The organism is Lysinibacillus sp. GW823-FHT06C08, assembly GCF_058795135.1.
In genome coordinates this window covers 171,716-189,837 of the sequence record NZ_JBXAHN010000003.1, presented here as the reverse complement: position 1 = coordinate 189,837, position 18,122 = coordinate 171,716, and the positions used below count along the sequence as shown (strand labels likewise).

Below are 18,122 nucleotides of genomic sequence, written 5' to 3'. Positions count from 1 at the left end.
TATTATACTTTTAGTATAAGGACCTATTTTTATTTAATTGAAAATAGAGGAAATATGAACTACGAAGGATGATGATGATGCAAAAAATCCAACAATTATTCCAGAGCGAAGATGGAAATATTCAACAAAGAGAGAATTTTTTATCCTTATTAGAGAAAATTGTTTCTTCATTAGATAAGTTAAAGGATCCAAATAAGACGACACTAGGTCCAATGAAAGACCGCTCTGCTAATTTTTATCAAGAGCTTATGCAGGACCATCAAGTACCGACAACTGGCGTTGGCCTCGATCAAGTGGTAGAAGAATTAACAGAATTAATGCAAGGGCATCCCTACCATACACGTAACTTTGTCACAAATGTTTTGCCAATGGCCAGCATTCCTGGCGTATTAGGTCAGTTTACAAATGCCCTTCTGAATGGCAATAACTTATGGGATGTTTATGGACCTGCTGCTGCTGAGTGTGAGGTAAAGGTAGTAGCTATGATGTCTAAATTAGTAGGCTATGATTACACAAAAAGCTTCGGCTATACTACATGGGGTGGACAAGGGGCTGTTTTCAGTGGATTACGTCTAGCTATTGCAAAGCAATTCCCACACGCTAAAGAAGATGGTATTCCTAATAATTTATATTGTTTTGCTTCAGAAAACGCGCATTATAGTCTTTTAAAATCTATTGAAGCAGTAGGAATTGGCAGTAAACATCTAGTACGCGTAAAAGCAGGCAAAGATCACTCCATGGATGTAGAAGACTTACGTGCACGCATGACTGAGGTCATTGAAAAAGGCGGTATTCCTGTCTATGTCGTAGCAACTACAGGGGCAACAGATCAATTTGGCATTGATGATGTAAAGGCTGTAAAAGAAGTTACAACTAGCCTTGAGCAAAAGTACAACCTACAACCAGTACATATTCACGCTGACTCAGCTTTAGGTGGTTTTTATGCATTTTTCAATGATTATGATTTCAAAAAAAACCCTCTTCAATTCGAAGAGGATGTATTACAAGGTCTGTCACAAATCCATGAACGTATGCAGCATCTAGCAATTGCAGATAGCCTTTGCTTTGATTTCCAAAAGCTTGGACAAACCCCTTATTTAACTAGCTTATTCTTAATTAAAGACGGAAAAAGCTTACAGCTATTAGATATTGAGGACTTTGACACACCTTATGTTGGTAATCGTGGCTACGGCTCCTATCATACAGGTTATACGTTAGAATGCTCTCGCATGGGTAGCTCTATTGCCATTTTGGCTGCTTTACAAGCATTCGGTAAGGAAGGCTATCAACAAATACTAGCCAATTATGTACGCGTGAATTTAGCATTCCGTGCACAATTAGCTGCTAAAATACCAAGCCTACAGGTCGTCAATGAAATGAATATTGGTCCAGTCACTGCCTTCCGTTTATACCCAGATGGCTTGAACTGGCAAGCAGAACAGGCTGGTCACTATTCACAAGATCAAATTGAACGTATTAATGCCATCAATGCTTCTTTATTTGAGATTATCGGAGAAGGTCGAGACGAAGTATTCTTTGGTGATACAACTCGAGTTTGCACAGTTGTTACAAATGATACAACACAACTTGTACCAGTGGCTGCGGCAAAGTTCTTCTCCATTTCACCTTATACGGAGACTGAGCATATCCCTAATATGATTCAATTCTTACAGAAAAAGCTTCAAGTATTGGAGGCGTCTCAAATTGCGTATCGTCAATAAATTTAAGAGTTCCTTACTCTATAAATATATTGCTAGCTTTACTATTCCGATAGCCATTATTTCGTTGATATTTAGCATTGTCATGTTTGCTGTTTCATACCGCATTATCGACAATTTTGTTATTAAACAATTTGAATCAACATTAGAAATAACATCGAGCACTATATTTGAAAATATCGATAAAAATGATGTCAAGGCTGCGGATAATGGTAGTCCTGATAAATATAAAAAATTATTAGATCAATTGAATGCAACAGTTAAAAAATACGATATTGAAAATGCCTATGTGCTTTCTAATGCAAATGGGAAAGAGCATATCGTTGCTTTAAGTGATACGGACAATCATCAACAAGATTATGAATTTAGTGTAGAAATGCGTGAAGCTATAAACACTGGAACGATTCAAACAAGTGATATTTATAAAGATGAGTATGGTATCCATAAATCTATATTCATCCCATTCAAAGATACAGATATTATTTTTGGTTTAGATATGGACGCTTCCTTTATCTCTAAACTTCAAATAGAAACACTTTGGATTTGTATTATTATGACGGTTATTTTTGTGATTTTAGGCATTATCGTTGCTTACTTCATTAGCGTAGGCATTACGAGACCAATCAAAAAAATGACTCAGTATGTAGGACAAGTTGCACAGGGAGAATTAGCAGTTGAACCGCTTCAAATAAAGGGCTCCAATGAGATCGCTCAACTTTCATCTGGCATTGAGAATATGACAGAGGATCTACGTATATTGATTAAGCAAATTGCTCAAAATGCTGAGCAAGTGGCTGCCATGTCTGAGGAATTAACGGCAAGCTCTGAGCAAACAAGTGCATCCATACAGCAAATTACTTCTTCTATGCAAGAAGTTGCGGCCGGTTCAGAAAAACAAACCTATTCGATTGAAGAAGTCGAAAGTCATATTACATCCATCTCAGGCAAAATGTCTGAGGTTGTTACAAGCGTTACGGATGTGACTGAAAAGGCATTCGATGCGTCAGCTATTTCAGAAAAAGGCAATACTACGATTAAAGATGCCACTGAAAAAATGGCTGTTACATCTCAAGCTATTCAAGAATCTGCAACTGTTGTGGAACGCTTAAGTACGTACACGAATGAAATTGGAGATATTGTAACATTAATTACACAGATTACTGATCAAACCAATTTACTTGCATTAAATGCTTCGATTGAGGCAGCTCGTGCAGGTGAACATGGGAAGGGCTTTGCGGTCGTTGCAGAGGAAGTACGTAAACTAGCAGACCAATCATTAGATGCAACAAATAGTATTCGTACACGTATTGAAACGATTAAAGAGGAATCTGCACAAGCCGTAAAATCAATGGCGATTAGCAGTAGCAATCTTGCTGAAAGCTCTACAACCTTCAATGCCTCAGGTGAAGCATTTGCTGATATTTATGCCCATATCACAGACCTGACGAAGGAAATGGATCATGTGAATAACATTATGGCCAATATCAACGAAGGAGTTAGCAGTATTGCTGTTTCTGTTGAGCAAGTGGGAGTCGTAGCTGTACAATCATCAGGCAATATTCAAAACGTAGCAGCTGCCTCCGAGGAGCAATCTGCAAGTATTGAAGAAATTACTGCATCCTCAAATAACTTAGCTGAGATGGCACAAGAACTTCGCCATATCATCCAGAAATTTAAATTATAAATAAACATAACCGCTATGCCTGAAGAAGGTGTAGCGGTTTTTTAGTAGAACAAAAAAATCTTCTACCAAGAAGGTAGAAGATTAAGCAATAATACTTTTCACAACTTTTGAAATCACTGCACCTTCAGCTTGACCAGAAAGTAATGGTTTAGCAATTTTCATAGCCTCTCCCATATTCATTCCTTTTTCAACACCAGCGGCTACTAATTTTTTAGCAATCTCTTCTTCCGATAATTGCTTTGGTAAGAATGATTTCAAGAGTACTAATTTAGCTTCTTCTTTCTCAATTAAATCTGCTCGTTCAGCCTTTTGAGCACCCTCTAAAGCCTGATTTGTTTGTTTGACCTCTCGATTTACAATGGCCATTTCTTCTTCAGCTGTTAAAGCCTCTCCCTTTTCTTTTTCAGCCAAATCTAAAGCCGATTTTAAAAGAGATAATACACCCTTTGCCAAAATATCTTTTTCTTTCATTGCTGTTTTTAATTGTTCAAATACCTCTGTTTTTAACATTGACCTCACTCCTTCAAGCCTTTATATTCCAAAAAATTATACCACAAAACTAGCCTGAACACTTTTAATCAGAACTTCACTTGATAATGGAGCATTCCTTTTAGTTCCCCCTGATAAGAAATGAGCTCCTGTTAAGCCATTTCCTCGCGCAATAAATTCTCTCCAATAAAAAACACACTAACAAAACTAGCTTAAAATTCAGCAGTTCGCCTAGTGTTGTTCATGTGTTCTCCTTTTATTAGGTTGTTAAAAAAACCTTCCCTTTATTAGTATGGCTAAATTCAACGGCGTCTATTGCCTTGTGAATGTCTAATAAAGGAAAGTACGCATTTACGTTCATCATTGTTAATGACCCATTATGTACGAGGTTGATTAGATGTTGCATAAATTGTTGCCATTTTTCTGTTGTCGACTGAAGTTGCCAGTGTCGTAAATGAAACATCCTTGCCTGGACATTTGCTTCCTTCACAATGTTTGCCCAATCCACCTGTACTCCTGATAAAAGGCCAATAGCTAAAAATTCCCCACCAGGTTTCACACAAAATGCAAGTTGATTGCCAGCATCTCCTCCTATGGAATCAATGGCAGCATCTGCACCTCGCCCATTTGTTAATGCCATCACCGTCTCATTCAGGGGCATGTAGGATGTATCAATGACATAGTTGGCACCAAGTTGCTGTAAGGCCTCCGTATGCCGACCATTTCTTGTAACCGCAATTAGCTGGAAACCTAATAATTTCGCAAATTGCGCATAAATATGTCCGATAGCTGAGCCACAAGCGTTCACTAATAAAACATCACTCGATCGTAATTTTAGAACCTCTGTACAAGTTACTAAAGCTGTAAGAGGATTAATATACATTTGTGCTGCAGTAAAATTATCCATGTCAGTAGGGATAGCTACAGCAAATTCAGCTTGGGTTTTCACCATTTCCTGCCAAGTCCCCTCTCCCCGTAGAGGTAGCACTCGCTGACCAAGAAGCTTGGGCGAAACAAGCGATCCGACAGCTTCAACAATTCCAACGCCCTCATAGCCAGGTACTGTTGGTAAAGTGATTCGATGAGCATATTTCCCCCATATTGGTATAAGATCAGATGGATTGATCGGCATTGCTAGCATACGCACAAGAATTGCCTGTGGAGTAGGAGGTGTAATGGTTTTATTTTCAACCCTTATTACCTCTTTTGGATTTCCATATTCATATATTTTAAGAGATTTTACTTTCACTATTCTTTCTAGCTCCTTTATGGATTAACGATTGAACAGCATCATTCCAGGGGCATTTTTGCGTCACGTTTCTTAAACCAAAGCTTCTGATAAAATGATTGCTTCCCTTTAGCACAAAATAATTGAACCCACTTTATATTTTCCTGCTGACAATGCTTTAACAAGGTCTCCATCCCTATTGTACCAATTCCTTTTCGCTGAAAATCTGTGTGCACCATCACATCACAGATAAAGGTTCGATAGATGCCTATACTAAGTCAACTATTACTATTGCCTTGTTTAGTCGTTCATACAAATAAAGCCCCTTTGCATTCCAGCCAATTGTTTGGTGTCATGCTTGATACGCTTTTTTCGTTGGATAAGAGACTCACCTATTACATTTTAAGGTACTGTCATTGTACGACAGTTAGATGCCCCTTTTCGTTCATTATTAATTGGAGAGTGCCATTTATTTCTATACATATTGGACTGACCTGCGCAATCTTATCTGAAAAATACCACAGACGAGCACTAGGTCCTACTAAAATATTGGCTCCATCTTCATAGTTGCCTAGAAAATTCAGGGAATCTTGTTGAATATTTTTGTTATTAAGAGGCTTTATACCATATTCATTTAACTCTCCTGCTACTGCTAAAATATCATCTGTTGTTAAATTAATTTCACCAATATGTAACACTTGATCGATTGAAAAAGTCGTTGTATTGAGCTTTGGATTCACTTCCTGTCTAGAAATAAACTCCACTATATTGCCCTCTGGATCATAAAAATAACATGAATAGGCCTTTAAAAATTGAAAATAAACTTCATCCTGACCTTCCGAAAAAAGTAGGCCGACTCGTAAATTCGCCCAATCCTTTGCTTGTTGAAATAAATTACTTGGAATGTTTAAAGCAAAATGATACTGTTTTTGGATTTGAGAAGAGATCTTCTCAAAAGTCATCTCACTATCCCCAACAGCTATTGTAAAATAATCCTCTGTACCTTTGACCAATGCAAATCCCATTTGCTCACAATAAAATTGCTGCATTTTTTGTACATCATGAACAACTAGTTTAACCCTCGTAATTTTCATTCAAATCCACCCCTTGCTTGTAGTTAACTCTACTATACTGGTCATACAGGGCATTTTACTTCGTGCAAAAGAATGAAGTTTATTTAGATAACTTACAGATGCTCTCGATTTCCTTTGCTAGTTGTCTGAGAACTAATCAAAAATTCTACATCCCTTTGCGAATCATTTCTCATCTGTTGGCTGATTTGATGGTATTTTCATGTTTCATTAAATCAAACCGTCGTGTTTTTATTTCATGTAATGAAATTTGCCAAATCTCTCATGTTAAAAATTCTGATAAGCTTATTTTCTTTTTTTGATAATCTGCGCCAATCTGTTGTAGTTCTTTTTCTAATTGAACTGCACCCGCTTCGATACCTCTATAAATTAATAACGGCAACTGCTCTAAAGATTTTTTAGCTGTTGAATAATCACAGGACAGTCTCTTTTTAAGCAGTAATAAAGTTTTAAGCTTATCCTTTCCATTGCCGGTAATATACATCTCATAGTAATTGTAAGAATGATCTTCCAACTGCTCCTCCTCTAAATTAGGTGGTACAAGAACACTCTGAAGAAACGCTACGAGATGATCATAAGCCATTTCAAAATCCCAACTACCTGTGCCATGATAGGCAGTGAAAATGGCCGTATCCCCTCTCGATACATCTATACAATATGGATCTCCCTCATCCGTAGCGATGACTACATAATGTTGTGGCCAATCAGAAATGATTTCTTCTGTGACTGGATTATAATTGTAACCATCCTGTCCTCGCACTAAATCCGTAGCCCCGTATATTTGTAGGTTTATATAGTCACCTGTATTCCATGTAATTCCTTCCACGACATAATGTTTCAAAAAGTAGATATATTCATCCGGTAATTGCCAATGGCTATCCATTAATTGACTACCATCTTCTTCTAGTGGCTGGTGAAAAATCATTGGGTATATGGCATAAAATGAAGGATCTTGTTGTTGAATCTCTGAAATAAAACTACGCATGTTCTCTATTACTTCATCTATGTCCTTAAATACTTCATTCATAGGTAGTTCCCTCCTTACTGCTTTGCATTTTATCATACCCCATCATTACCCAATGAAGGAGAACATGTTATAATTTTAAAGTGCACAGCCATAATTATTTCGTATATCCGTCTGTAATCTTATGACTTTTATCCAAGCCGTCACCATACTAAAAACATACATCAGATCTATTAAAAACAGTAAAAGGAGAAATCTCTTTTGAGAAATATAATCATCAGACGCCCTGAGCCAGCAGATACTCCTGTACTACATCAATTCTTTTTACATGTCATTCAGGATACTTTCGCTAAAGAAGGTCTTGCCGAACTGGTGGACGATCAACAACATGAATGGACAACGAAAAAACAATACTTAGCTGCTGACTTTGAAAGTCAGGGCCAAAAAAGATTTTTCTGGCTGGCTGAGGATGGCGAAACAGAAGAAATCATAGGCACCATCGAGTATGGTGAGTCAAATGAATTCATTCAAAAAACGATTATGGAAGACCTGTCAAATTGTCCAGAAATCGGGACCGTTTATGTTCATCCAAACTACCAAGGTTGTGGGATTGGAACGAGACTTGTGAAGAAAATGCTAACAACGTTAGAAATGAAAAACATCCCTAGCTTTTGTTTAGACAGTGGCTATAAACAAGCACAACTAGTTTGGCAGAGAAAATTCGGACAGCCAAACTATGTTCTTGAACATTTTTGGGGAACAAATAATCATCATATGATTTGGAAACGCGATTTTCCATTTCAACTAAAGGAGTAAAAGATGTCCTTACAAATCACACAACAATTAGATGCAAAAAATAAATCTTATGTTAATCACATGCTTTATGAATATAATGTAGAACACTTTCCAAAAGACCTACAAGGGCGCTATAAGGAAATTAATTTATTTCTAACGGATCAAGACAGTCAAATTTTCGGTGGCATATTAGGGGAGGTTTGCTGGAACTGGTTAGAAATACACACATTAATGGTCGATGAAAAATTTCGTGGTCAAGGATATGGTTCAAAATTGTTAGCAGCTATTGAGGAAATTGCTTTAGAGAATAAGTGCGATTTTATTAAGGTTGACACCTTAAGCTTTCAAGCGTTAACTTTTTATGAAAATCATGATTATGAAATTTATGGGACCCTCGATCAAGTAGGGAGAGATTTTAAACATTACTATTTAAAAAAGACTTTACAATATGATTTTGATGAGGCAAGCCGAGATTAAATCTTTGATGTTGAGTGATCCATCTATGTGAGCAGTCCTAAATATTTGTTATACTTTCCGATGAATGTTAGTATTGTTTATACAGATTTAGTTTTTAATAGTGAAATAGTAAAAAATATGTAAGATTTAATAGCTTCAACAGTGACGTTGAGGCTTTTCTCTTTTCGCAATTTGTAAGTGCCTATACTTATTATGTTTGGAGGGAAATGAAATGTTAAAATTCATTGATGATTTAGCCGGTGCGATTTTCGATGTATTTATGCTATTTTGTTATTTCTTGGCAGGCGTAATAATTGTAGGGGTCCCTATCTTTTTATTGGCTAAATTCTTTTTATTGTTTCAATAAATTGCAGGCGACACCAAAAGGAATCACCCGCTTTACGGTGATTCCTTTTTGTTTTCTTATTCATCTATGTCTATAGCTCAGCAAGCCCTTTAAACAATTCAACTCCTGTTACGATCAGGTCATCTTTAAAATCATATTCAAAGGTATGGATGTTTGGATAATCCTCTCCATTCCCTATATAGCAGTAAGAGCCTTTTGTCAGTTTTGTATAATGACCAAAATCCTCTGAAGCACGGAAAGCCTCCTTTAACTCGAGCATTGGTATATTTTTATCTGCACAAACCTGACGTATTTTATCGGAGCTCTCTTCGTGGTTAGCCGTTTCAGGGAATTCATCCTGATATTCAAAACGAATTTTCAGCCCATATTTTTCTGCTTCTGCTTGTGCTACATTTTCCAATTTATGCTGAAGTTTACCCATTTCTTCCTCATATAGAGCTCGGATAGTCAATCGTAATGTACCCTTACTTGCGTTGACACCAAATGCTTTCTCTCCGATATCAACTTGAACGACGGTACATAATACATTACCTTTATTCGCTGTTGAATCAATAAAGCTTGGAATGCTATCAATAATTTTTGCTATGGCAAAAGCAGGGTTTATGCCATTCTCGGGTTCATTTGCATGAGAAGGTACCCCCTCCATATAGATAGACATTCCTTTTGATGCATACTGAGCTGTTCCATTGATAACATAAACCGTATTTTCCTTAATGCCACTCATATTATGCCAGCCAAAAATCTCATCAATTTTCTTTTCTTCTATTAAGACGGCACATTCTACAGCACCATCACCAGTTTCCTCGGCATGTTGGAATAAAAAGAATATATTATTAATCCACTCTTCAGCCTGTTGTGTACGCCCTTGTAGTGTTCCAAGCAGTCTTACCTCTTCCAGCTTGTCCAACTGCCCCCAAGGAATTGTTAAAACAGGGGCAATTTGTTCGAGTGTTTTCATTATATCAGGATAGTTATAAAAATAAGTTGGTGCCACAATTAACTCTGGTTCGAGCTGGCGTATCTCTTCGAGTAGATCAAAGGACTCTATTTCCACAATGGTCGGTAATCGTTTATGCAATAGCTTAGAAGATTGAAGCAACTTCCGTGTAGTAGCAAGGGGTTGAATGCCCAATGCTACCAATGCCCCATGAAATTGTATACTAACTATACGATGAGAATGCCTCCTCTTACGAAAACTACTAGGTGAAAGATGAACATATTTAGTAAAGGTTTTCCCCAAATATGAACCGTCAGCGAATCCTGTTTTCAACGCAATATCCTGCAATTTGTCATTTGCTCCTAGTAGTAGAAGCTTTGCTTGGTCTACCCGAATTTGATTCACATACTCAGCAAAGCTCCACCCTGTTTCCTTCTTAAACAGCGATGAGAAATAGCTTTCGTTAAAACCAGTCATATCAGCCATAAAAGAACGCGTTAGCGGTGCTGCAAAATGTTGTTTGATATATGGAACAGCCTGTTGAATTGCTTGATCGTTCGTCACAAAACTGTTATCAATACTCTTTCTTTCAAAAATGGTATCGAGTAATTCACGCAGAAGCAAATGGAGCTTAGGGGTTGTATTCAGGTTTTGCGTATGCTGGAACTGTTCCAGCGAATTTTTAAGTAAATCTTCTGCATATCTAGGAAATTCCATGATCTGCCCATCTGCAGGCACATGCGTTAAATCAATCACATATAATAACCTAATTTAGTTCATGCTTTATCTGTAATGCAAAATCTTCAATCGTTTTTCGATCTTGATAAATGGTAATTCCAATCCCAGAACGAGTAGATCGACTTGACATATATTCACCAGCATCTATCCAACATTGGAATTGGTAAATTTGTTCTTCAATCAACTCACTTTTGTTTGCCGAGATAGACAACGAAAAGGAAGGATCCGTTGAATCCCATACTCCTGCTTCTAAAAATTCATCCCAATTTCTTAGAATTAACGTATGTAACATCATCAGGTCACTTCGTAAAACGAAAAATGTATAACCCAAATGATTATTACCACAATTAAAACTAATATTAATTGTACTAGAAACAGAACCCGTTTCCACTATCTTAAACTCCATACTTGTTTTCGAGGCACTAAATGATCTATCTTTTATGAATGCCATTCATCTTCACTTCCATACTAGTAATAAATTTTGAAGCAATCACTCTAGCGCTAGGATTACTACTTTTGAATTTTCTACATAAAGAAAATGAATATTTTATCTTTGTATAAGTATACTTGTCCATAGATTTTTCGACCTTCTGTGACCTCCTGATAAAAAGTATTCATATTCATTTACTATACATGAAGTTCACTGCTAGAATTATCTAATTTCTACACATACACAAAAACAACAAAATAAATTAATATGGCAGGAATTATGTAAGAGGAAATACCCATTAAACTCCATTTGTCTTCATCAAGTGACCAAAGAAAAAGAAATAAAGTTATCATAGTAATCCCAAAAGCGCTCATAATAATATTTAATAATCCAATAATCCCCATCCCCTTTTCTACCCTTTACATTACATCTAGTATATTCTTTAACCATTTAGACCATACTAACCGCCTTTTCATATTCGAAGCATCCTTTACAAATAGCTGATAATTTTCATAAATGGTGTTTCATTAAATTTTAGAAATCTAAACCTCCAAAACTCATTCGATAATACATTTGCAAAATTACTTCGACGCATGAAATTATGTTTGTAATAAAGCGAATTACAAATTTTGTAAGTTAAACATCAATAGAAAGTACAGATTGAGTAGCACTTTATAGGATTTACTGACGGCTTAACAAGGCTGTCAACAAATCAACTATGAACTAAATTTACCCATTGGAATAATAAACTGAGTTAATAAATACTTTATAGCCTTAGTTTTTTTACAAAATTTTCTATTTTAAAATAAATAGTAGCGTTCCAACGGGAAACAGAATAATTCACATTTCCAATTTATGTTAAATTCTTAAAAATGAGTTCCCTAGCTTTTGTTAATGCCAATGCAGTATTACCAACAACATATTTGCGAATAAAGTCAGTTTTTTAGTTTTTTTAAATACAGATATAACATCATGAGGAGAATGAAAGTGGATAATGACAAAAAGCCGAATTTATGGATCATATTTTTAAGTATTATTTTAGTTATTTGTTTGCCTTTTATTATTGGAAAAAGGGAAAATTATAATGATAATTTGGAAAATTTAATAGGTATCTACGGATTTCCATTTGATTGGTTACATATATATGCTAATAAGGGTTTCAGTTTTTTAGGTATGGGTTTTATAGTTAACATTATTTTTTTCTATTTTGTTATTAAAAGTTTGATATGGATTTTCAAGAAAATTATTGGCTATGTGCGTTTTTTTTCGTAATTTGTTTTATAGCACATAATGAAAGTATTTTCAGAAAAAAGTAATCAAATGACCACCAAAGGGAGGTCATTTTAAATATTTATCGATTAAATTGAAATAAACGAGGGATATTTAATCGGATCAGTTAAATAATATCTGTAGGAGGTGTCAAAAATGAAAAGAGATAAAAAAAATACAGAATTTGCAACAGATGAGCCAACAAAACAATCATTTTCTAGTGGAGCAGACCTAGGAAAAATTAAAGAACCTAATAGGGGTAAGGGTAATGAACTCCCTCACCCAGATAAAGAAGACCTTATTATGAATGAGAAAAAAGGTAAGTCCACTTCATTATAATCTAAGACTATTTAACGTTTATCTATTTAGACCGCTCATTTGAAGTGGTCTTTTTTTACATTAGTAATTAATTTTTATTAATCAGTCAAAGGAACCTACTAATAGCAACAGACATTGACATAGCAAGCTACCATAACAGATTGCTGTCCACCTCAGTAAGAAAGTGGACAAAGATTTTACATACATCTCTGACTCATTCACTCAAGCTCTATAAGAATTGCTTAAATATTTTATAGTGGTAAACCCACCTTACTGATATAAAAGCACTTGTTTTATCCAACGCTGCTATATCAATATTAATTCGTGTCATCCATCTTCAGTACAGCCATGAATGCTTCCTATAGAAATGCTGTATTCAGGCGTATCTTTTTATACTTCTATATAACCGATAATCCTATGATATAACAGAATTTGTCGGTTGTTTTTTTATGGATATTTTCATTTATCGAGCTTTATTTTCTACAATTGGTGGAGATATGATGGGGAAAATTTAAGACCACCCATCATGAACTGCACCCTAGCGAAGTGGTCTTTTATAAATTATTCAATTAAAGCAACACATTAACTTAAGAATAATTACTAATTGAAGCGAGCCTGCACTTTGTTGGAGTTATTTTAAAGACATTATCATAACAGTACTCGAAAACATAATATCCCATTGTGATACGAATTGTAGAAATCATTTTTAAATCGCTATTATTTCTGTCCACATCACCTAAAAACAAATACTTAATAGTATCGAGTAGTCCCATTTCATTAACAGATAAAGTTGTTACCATGCTTGCAGGTGTCCCGGTTAGATCAAGTCATCTTTATTAAATAGTTTTAATATTAGGAATTATCTCATTTTAAGGTTTTTATTTGATGATGTTGTAATATATGGTAAAATCAAGTTGATATTCCGGAATACTAAATAATTAAAAAATAAGGAGTCGAAAATGAAAAAAATACTTAACAAATTATCAATCTTAATAATATTTACATTAATGCTTCAGTTAACTTTACCTTTAACTAGTTCCGCTAACACTCAAAATGAGTTAGATTTAATTAGACAAGAAACAAATTTAACAGAAGATGATATACAACTAAGTTTAGATATTATTTCTGAACATAGCAGTTTATTTCTTGAAAATGCTGATGTTAATGTTCTTAATTCATATGGTCTTGAAGATCAAAATATTGCATTACTAAAATATTTTTATGATATTAATTATCCATCAATAACTTTACATGCTTTTGCTGTTTCACAGAATGTAACTAACAATGATAACATTCAACCACGTGTAGCAAATGTATTAATCAGAGTATTAATTAAAGATGCACTTAAAAAGAAAATGGGTGATAAAATAAAAAAAGAGATTGGTGATGAAGTAAAAGATAAAGTACAGGATAAATGGATAGCAGCAGCTGAAAAAGAAATTGATAAACATGGCTATTCTAAATTTGTAGGACCAGAAGGTTCTGGGGCAAATGGAATCAGACAAGGGGAACATGTTTTTGAAATTTACGGAAAAAATGGTAATTCTATCATGAGAGGACATGTAGGCCTTGAACAAAATAAGGCAGTTACTAATTGGCATTACCATCTTAAATATGACAATTTTGTAGACCATCATGAACAAATACTCTTGAGACATAGAAGTTTACCAAATTGGGGAACTCCAAATTGAATGAATTAAATGAAGTTTTTATTTTAAGTTATGGTTGTGATTTAGACCATAGTAATATTGATTATTTAGTAAAAGAACGGTTGTTACCATTTTCTCATTGGACCTATAAGAAACAACCTAAAGAAACTGATATTTGTGTTCGATACGAGACATTTGATATCAATCCAAAGAAACACAAACAACTCTACTATGGACATAAATTTTATATTAATAAAACAAGATTAGAAGCTTTTATGTATTCACTCTCTAAACTAAAAGGGAATCATATTTACTTAAATCCCCGAGCTAGAGGGCATGCTTATGTCTATATTGATGACCTTGAGTATACAGGTAGAGTATATAAAACTTTAGATGGCGGTCAAAAATTAGTTTTTATCGATGAAGAATCTGAAAACAATTATCCGTTAAGAGAAAAGTTACCGATGTTAAGAAAAGATTTACATTATTTAAAAATAAAGAGTGATTTGACTTTTGAAGAGAGTGATATGTTAATTTCTAATTGGATAAAAAACATTATTAATGAAATAAGTTAATAGCTATTATTAACTATTACAATATAAAGATAAATCAATGAGACCAAAATAGCACGTTTAAGCTGTTTTGGTCTTTATATTATTTGCCCTGTGAAATAATAATCTTTATTCCTTCAAAGATAAAAAAGGATTAGAAAAAGCAAAATCATATTATGATGAATTAGGTAAAGAGTCTCCTTTACTTTACTCACCACACACATGCAAATGGGCTGTTTTTTATACAAATGAATGGTGATATGAAAGATGCTGAATTTGAGAAGTTTAAAAATTCAATGGACGAAGCATTAATTAGCCATTCAAATGAGGGGCTTTTTTTATTATCAAAAATAACAAATTTTTATTATGGTAAATAAGTCCTTCATTGTTTAAAGTTGTTTTTATAGGTTTTTTTAAGTAATTGCCTTAAATAATCTTAAAGGAGGATACATAAGTGAGTAAGTTATTGAAAAATGGTTTTATTTATCTAGCATTAACGTTATTTGTACTAGTTAGTATTAGTGTTGAAAGTGCATCGGCAGCAGAAGAAGTAGATTATGAAGAAGGGGTAACTAATTTAAATAATACTCCTGAAAATAGTGCAATAGTAGGTGATAGACTCACACAACCTGAAATTGGTTGGAAAAGGTATGATGATACTCATAACAAAATCTTTTACGAAAAAGATAAGTGGTCAAGACACACAGTAGCTTCTGCTGCTTATGATTATAAAAAAGGAAGCACTGGCGCAAAGAAAAATGTAATTGCTAAAATGGAATTTTGGTTTCTAGGTAGTAAAATAAACATTATTACATATAGGCATCCATCATATTCAAAAGACGCTTTAGTTAAAATAGATGGAATTGATCAGGGTAATCTTCAAATTGTTGGTTCTGATCAATCTCAAACGTTAGCATTTAAAAAAGATGGCTTAGACTTTGGCTTTCATAAAGTTGAGGTTATGGTAGCAAGTACCTCACCTAATGTAGATACTTTCAATCTTAGAATTGATGCAATTGACGTTGACGGTAAATTAGTGGCTCCGGATGAAGTAACAAATAATGAATCAATTACATTAGACAAAAATGCATTAGAACTACTAGAGGGTAACCAAGATAAATTAACAGCTACTGTTACTCCAGATACAGCAAAAGTAATCTGGTCATCTAGTGATGAATCCGTTGCTACTGTAGATCAGGATGGAAATGTAACAGCTATTAAAGAAGGTGAAGCAATTATTACTGCAAAAATTGAAGGCACTGATATTACAGCCACTAGCACAGTAATTGTTAAGAAACCAGATAATGCATTTTCAAGTGCTATTCTAAGTATCACATTGGTGAACGGCATAACAAAAGAATATGATATTACAAATACAGTTTTAAACAATTACTTAAATTGGTTTGAAAGTGCACAAGGTACTTCAACATTCAAATTTTCAAAAACAATTTCACCTTATAAAAAAGTAACAGAATATATTGTACATGATAAAATTGCATCCTTTGAAGTAAGAGAATACTAAACACAAAAAGACCAGGTACTCACATTTTATGAGCGCCTGGTTATTTATTTTGGTGACTTAATAATAATTTTTCTACCTGAGTTTTAAGAGCCATATTAGCATATCTGAGTACCACATCATTACCAGCCGTAGCTATATGAACGTCACTAAAATACTCGTCAATCTTTTCTACTTTAAATAACCTTATTTTTTCTTTCGCCAATAATCTTTTTGAATCGTAATAATCATGGGAAATGTCTTTTAGTAACTTATCAAGGATTGGTAAATAAACTTTACTCATTTTCAAATTTTCAATTACAGGGAAGTCACGTTGCAATGATTGAACTGCCATTTCTAGAAATTAAAAATTTATGAAATAGTCTTCTTTGTTCAGGTTTCAGCATACAACTTCTTCCCTTCAATAAGAACGTTTGTTTGTATTATTTTAGAACAAACGTTTGTATTTTGACAAGCATTAATTTGTGGAAATAAAAAAACCAAGACTGCAATTATGCTTTCTTGGCTTTGTTATAATAACTGAAATAATTTAGCCAAGAGGGTTCGGGTTTGTCGAAGGTTGTCGAATTCAAATTTGCTCCTTATCCACCCTTCGGTCCGATACCGCAAATTTGGATTGACAACCGCCACGTTTCACCTTCTCCCTCCAGTACCCACCGAGCCAAAAAGAAAAAGGGTAGCGTCTGCTACCCTAAGTCATCTTGATTCCAACTTCACTCAATCCTGAATAATTCAATTATTATCTTTATTCTTTAGATGATCTACGACACCACACACAATAAATAACAACCCTATTAATAAAAAAATAATACTTAATATCAATAAGTTATTTGGAACATTCTTAAGAAAAACATTGAATTCTTCTGTGGACCAAGTACTACTTTTTGAAACACCAATTGAAGCACAAATATATCGGGTCAAATAAAACATAGTTGATATTAATAAAAAAATGGAACCAAAAATACCTTTAATCATAAATTGTTTACTCTTTCTTTTTAAAATTGAACTACTCTATACTGACGTTCTACCCACTTATCAACGAAATTAAAAGTATAATCATAAGATGGTCCACGACTATCATATTTTTGTTCTTGTGTAACTTTATACTTTTTGTACACATGTCTATATTCTAAACGGTAGTTTCCTTTCGGATAATTCGGAGAAGTATAACTTACTGTTTCCGACCACGATTTAGTAACATCAAAACCTAATACACTTTCTAATGATTTTAGTGGAACCTTAAATGTACCAGAATACCTATGAGCAACAGTTGAAGTGTGAGATGCAGTCAATGCTCCTCCACTTACCGTAGAAGCGCCAGCATAATTCCATTCGCCATATACTAAACCTTCATAAGTTGAAGCCGTAGCAAACCACATTAAGTGTCTTTCACGTAATTTAGGATTAGATGGAGAAATTAAATCTTCAAAAGGAACCTCTGTACCTATTACTTCATCATCAAGAACCTCTGTAAAATCAACAACTACTTCCCCTTCTGCTAATCCAGAATTGACATCTGCATCTAATTCACTTGCAGACGATTCTGTAGAAGTAACAAAAAATAACGTGAAAATTAAAGCTACAAAACCAAAAATTGAAAATAACTTATTTACATTTTTCATTCTTTTCTCTCCCTGTATATTAACATCTAATTTCTACTATTGGAACTATTTAAATCTATACATTCTTAATTTTTTAACTCCATAAATTATTACTTACACCAACTTGGAATTGACGTTACTGTAATGTAAGTATTTTTTATTTACGTAAATAAATATGTAGATTATAATCTAAATTTCTTTCACTCGAGTCATAACAATCCTATCATTACCATTATATCCATTTCAATGGAAATTTAACGCCACTTTTTTGGCGCGATTTATAACTTAGTTTTCATATTTTTTCGGTTTTTAACAAAT

20 protein-coding genes are annotated in these 18,122 nt (G+C 34.2%); 11 read left to right on the top strand and 9 right to left on the bottom strand.

Annotation, left to right across the window (positions count from 1 at the left end):
• The first annotated feature begins 77 nt into the window (after positions 1-77).
• Positions 78-1,721, top strand: a complete 1,644-nt coding sequence (locus tag AC1Q6O_RS11005) for a pyridoxal phosphate-dependent decarboxylase family protein (protein ID WP_090002551.1) — start codon at positions 78-80, stop codon at positions 1,719-1,721.
• The gene (locus AC1Q6O_RS11000; protein ID WP_492401189.1) at positions 1,705-3,402 is read left to right on the top strand and encodes a methyl-accepting chemotaxis protein; all 1,698 of its coding nucleotides are present in this window, start codon (positions 1,705-1,707) and stop codon (positions 3,400-3,402) included. The genes AC1Q6O_RS11005 and AC1Q6O_RS11000 overlap by 17 nt, the downstream gene beginning before the upstream one ends.
• Before the next feature lie 81 nt (positions 3,403-3,483).
• Here the strand turns inward: AC1Q6O_RS11000 and AC1Q6O_RS10995 are convergent, their stop codons facing one another.
• From AC1Q6O_RS10995 to AC1Q6O_RS10975, 5 genes are all read right to left on the bottom strand, one after another.
• Entirely contained in the window at positions 3,484-3,912 is a 429-nt protein-coding gene (locus AC1Q6O_RS10995) for a GatB/YqeY domain-containing protein (RefSeq protein WP_008179502.1), read from the bottom strand.
• A gap of 238 nt (positions 3,913-4,150) precedes the next feature.
• Positions 4,151-5,140: a zinc-dependent alcohol dehydrogenase family protein gene (locus AC1Q6O_RS10990; protein ID WP_492401187.1), complete on the bottom strand. Its 990-nt coding sequence runs from the start codon at positions 5,138-5,140 to the stop codon at positions 4,151-4,153.
• A 41-nt stretch (positions 5,141-5,181) separates the two neighbouring features.
• Positions 5,182-5,358: a GNAT family N-acetyltransferase gene (locus AC1Q6O_RS10985; protein ID WP_342551130.1), complete on the bottom strand. Its 177-nt coding sequence runs from the start codon at positions 5,356-5,358 to the stop codon at positions 5,182-5,184.
• A gap of 174 nt (positions 5,359-5,532) precedes the next feature.
• Complete coding sequence (locus AC1Q6O_RS10980) at positions 5,533-6,213, bottom strand: VOC family protein (protein ID WP_107922087.1); 681 nt, start codon at positions 6,211-6,213, stop codon at positions 5,533-5,535.
• Between the two features lie 259 nt (positions 6,214-6,472).
• A complete protein-coding gene (locus AC1Q6O_RS10975) occupies positions 6,473-7,237 on the bottom strand; it encodes an SMI1/KNR4 family protein (RefSeq protein ID WP_008179507.1) in 765 nt (254 codons plus the stop codon).
• Positions 7,238-7,435: 198 nt separating this feature from the next.
• On the opposite strand from AC1Q6O_RS10975, the gene AC1Q6O_RS10970 reads away from it, so the two are divergent.
• From AC1Q6O_RS10970 to AC1Q6O_RS10960, 3 genes are all read left to right on the top strand, one after another.
• Positions 7,436-7,990 carry a GNAT family N-acetyltransferase gene (locus tag AC1Q6O_RS10970; RefSeq protein ID WP_008179509.1) on the top strand — a complete coding sequence of 185 codons (555 nt, stop codon included), beginning with the start codon at positions 7,436-7,438 and terminating at the stop codon, positions 7,988-7,990.
• 3 nt (positions 7,991-7,993) lie between these two features.
• Positions 7,994-8,446, top strand: a complete 453-nt coding sequence (locus tag AC1Q6O_RS10965) for a GNAT family N-acetyltransferase (RefSeq protein ID WP_090002555.1) — start codon at positions 7,994-7,996, stop codon at positions 8,444-8,446.
• A gap of 211 nt (positions 8,447-8,657) precedes the next feature.
• Entirely contained in the window at positions 8,658-8,792 is a 135-nt protein-coding gene (locus AC1Q6O_RS10960; protein WP_255250367.1) for a hypothetical protein, read from the top strand.
• 70 nt (positions 8,793-8,862) lie between these two features.
• Here AC1Q6O_RS10960 and AC1Q6O_RS10955 read toward each other — a convergent pair whose 3' ends face one another.
• Positions 8,863-10,446 (bottom strand): M20/M25/M40 family metallo-hydrolase, encoded by a 1,584-nt coding sequence (locus AC1Q6O_RS10955; RefSeq protein WP_090256461.1) that lies wholly within the window; start codon positions 10,444-10,446, stop codon positions 8,863-8,865.
• Positions 10,447-10,495: 49 nt separating this feature from the next.
• Positions 10,496-10,918: a hypothetical protein gene (locus tag AC1Q6O_RS10950; RefSeq protein ID WP_008179514.1), complete on the bottom strand. Its 423-nt coding sequence runs from the start codon at positions 10,916-10,918 to the stop codon at positions 10,496-10,498.
• A gap of 966 nt (positions 10,919-11,884) precedes the next feature.
• On the opposite strand from AC1Q6O_RS10950, the gene AC1Q6O_RS10945 reads away from it, so the two are divergent.
• The 6 genes from AC1Q6O_RS10945 (at position 11,885) to AC1Q6O_RS10920 (ending at position 16,206) form a co-directional block, all read left to right on the top strand.
• Positions 11,885-12,169: a hypothetical protein gene (locus AC1Q6O_RS10945; protein WP_043990612.1), complete on the top strand. Its 285-nt coding sequence runs from the start codon at positions 11,885-11,887 to the stop codon at positions 12,167-12,169.
• Positions 12,170-12,322: 153 nt separating this feature from the next.
• Entirely contained in the window at positions 12,323-12,505 is a 183-nt protein-coding gene (locus AC1Q6O_RS10940) for a hypothetical protein (RefSeq protein WP_036149169.1), read from the top strand.
• A 938-nt stretch (positions 12,506-13,443) separates the two neighbouring features.
• Positions 13,444-14,175, top strand: a complete 732-nt coding sequence (locus tag AC1Q6O_RS10935) for a YpjP family protein (protein WP_043990613.1) — start codon at positions 13,444-13,446, stop codon at positions 14,173-14,175.
• Positions 14,172-14,708 (top strand): hypothetical protein, encoded by a 537-nt coding sequence (locus AC1Q6O_RS10930; protein ID WP_492401182.1) that lies wholly within the window; start codon positions 14,172-14,174, stop codon positions 14,706-14,708. Before AC1Q6O_RS10935 ends, AC1Q6O_RS10930 begins: the two co-directional genes overlap by 4 nt.
• Positions 14,709-14,932: 224 nt before the next feature.
• Positions 14,933-15,061: a hypothetical protein gene (locus AC1Q6O_RS10925; protein ID WP_492401180.1), complete on the top strand. Its 129-nt coding sequence runs from the start codon at positions 14,933-14,935 to the stop codon at positions 15,059-15,061.
• A gap of 77 nt (positions 15,062-15,138) precedes the next feature.
• Positions 15,139-16,206: an Ig-like domain-containing protein gene (locus AC1Q6O_RS10920; protein WP_492401178.1), complete on the top strand. Its 1,068-nt coding sequence runs from the start codon at positions 15,139-15,141 to the stop codon at positions 16,204-16,206.
• A gap of 40 nt (positions 16,207-16,246) precedes the next feature.
• Here the strand turns inward: AC1Q6O_RS10920 and AC1Q6O_RS10915 are convergent, their stop codons facing one another.
• Positions 16,247-16,537, bottom strand: coding sequence for a YhjD family protein (locus tag AC1Q6O_RS10915; protein ID WP_096365214.1), 291 nt, complete (start codon positions 16,535-16,537; stop codon positions 16,247-16,249).
• Positions 16,538-17,198: 661 nt separating this feature from the next.
• A complete protein-coding gene (locus AC1Q6O_RS10910; protein WP_492401176.1) occupies positions 17,199-17,825 on the bottom strand; it encodes a hypothetical protein in 627 nt (208 codons plus the stop codon).
• Between the last annotated feature and the right edge of the window lie 297 nt (positions 17,826-18,122).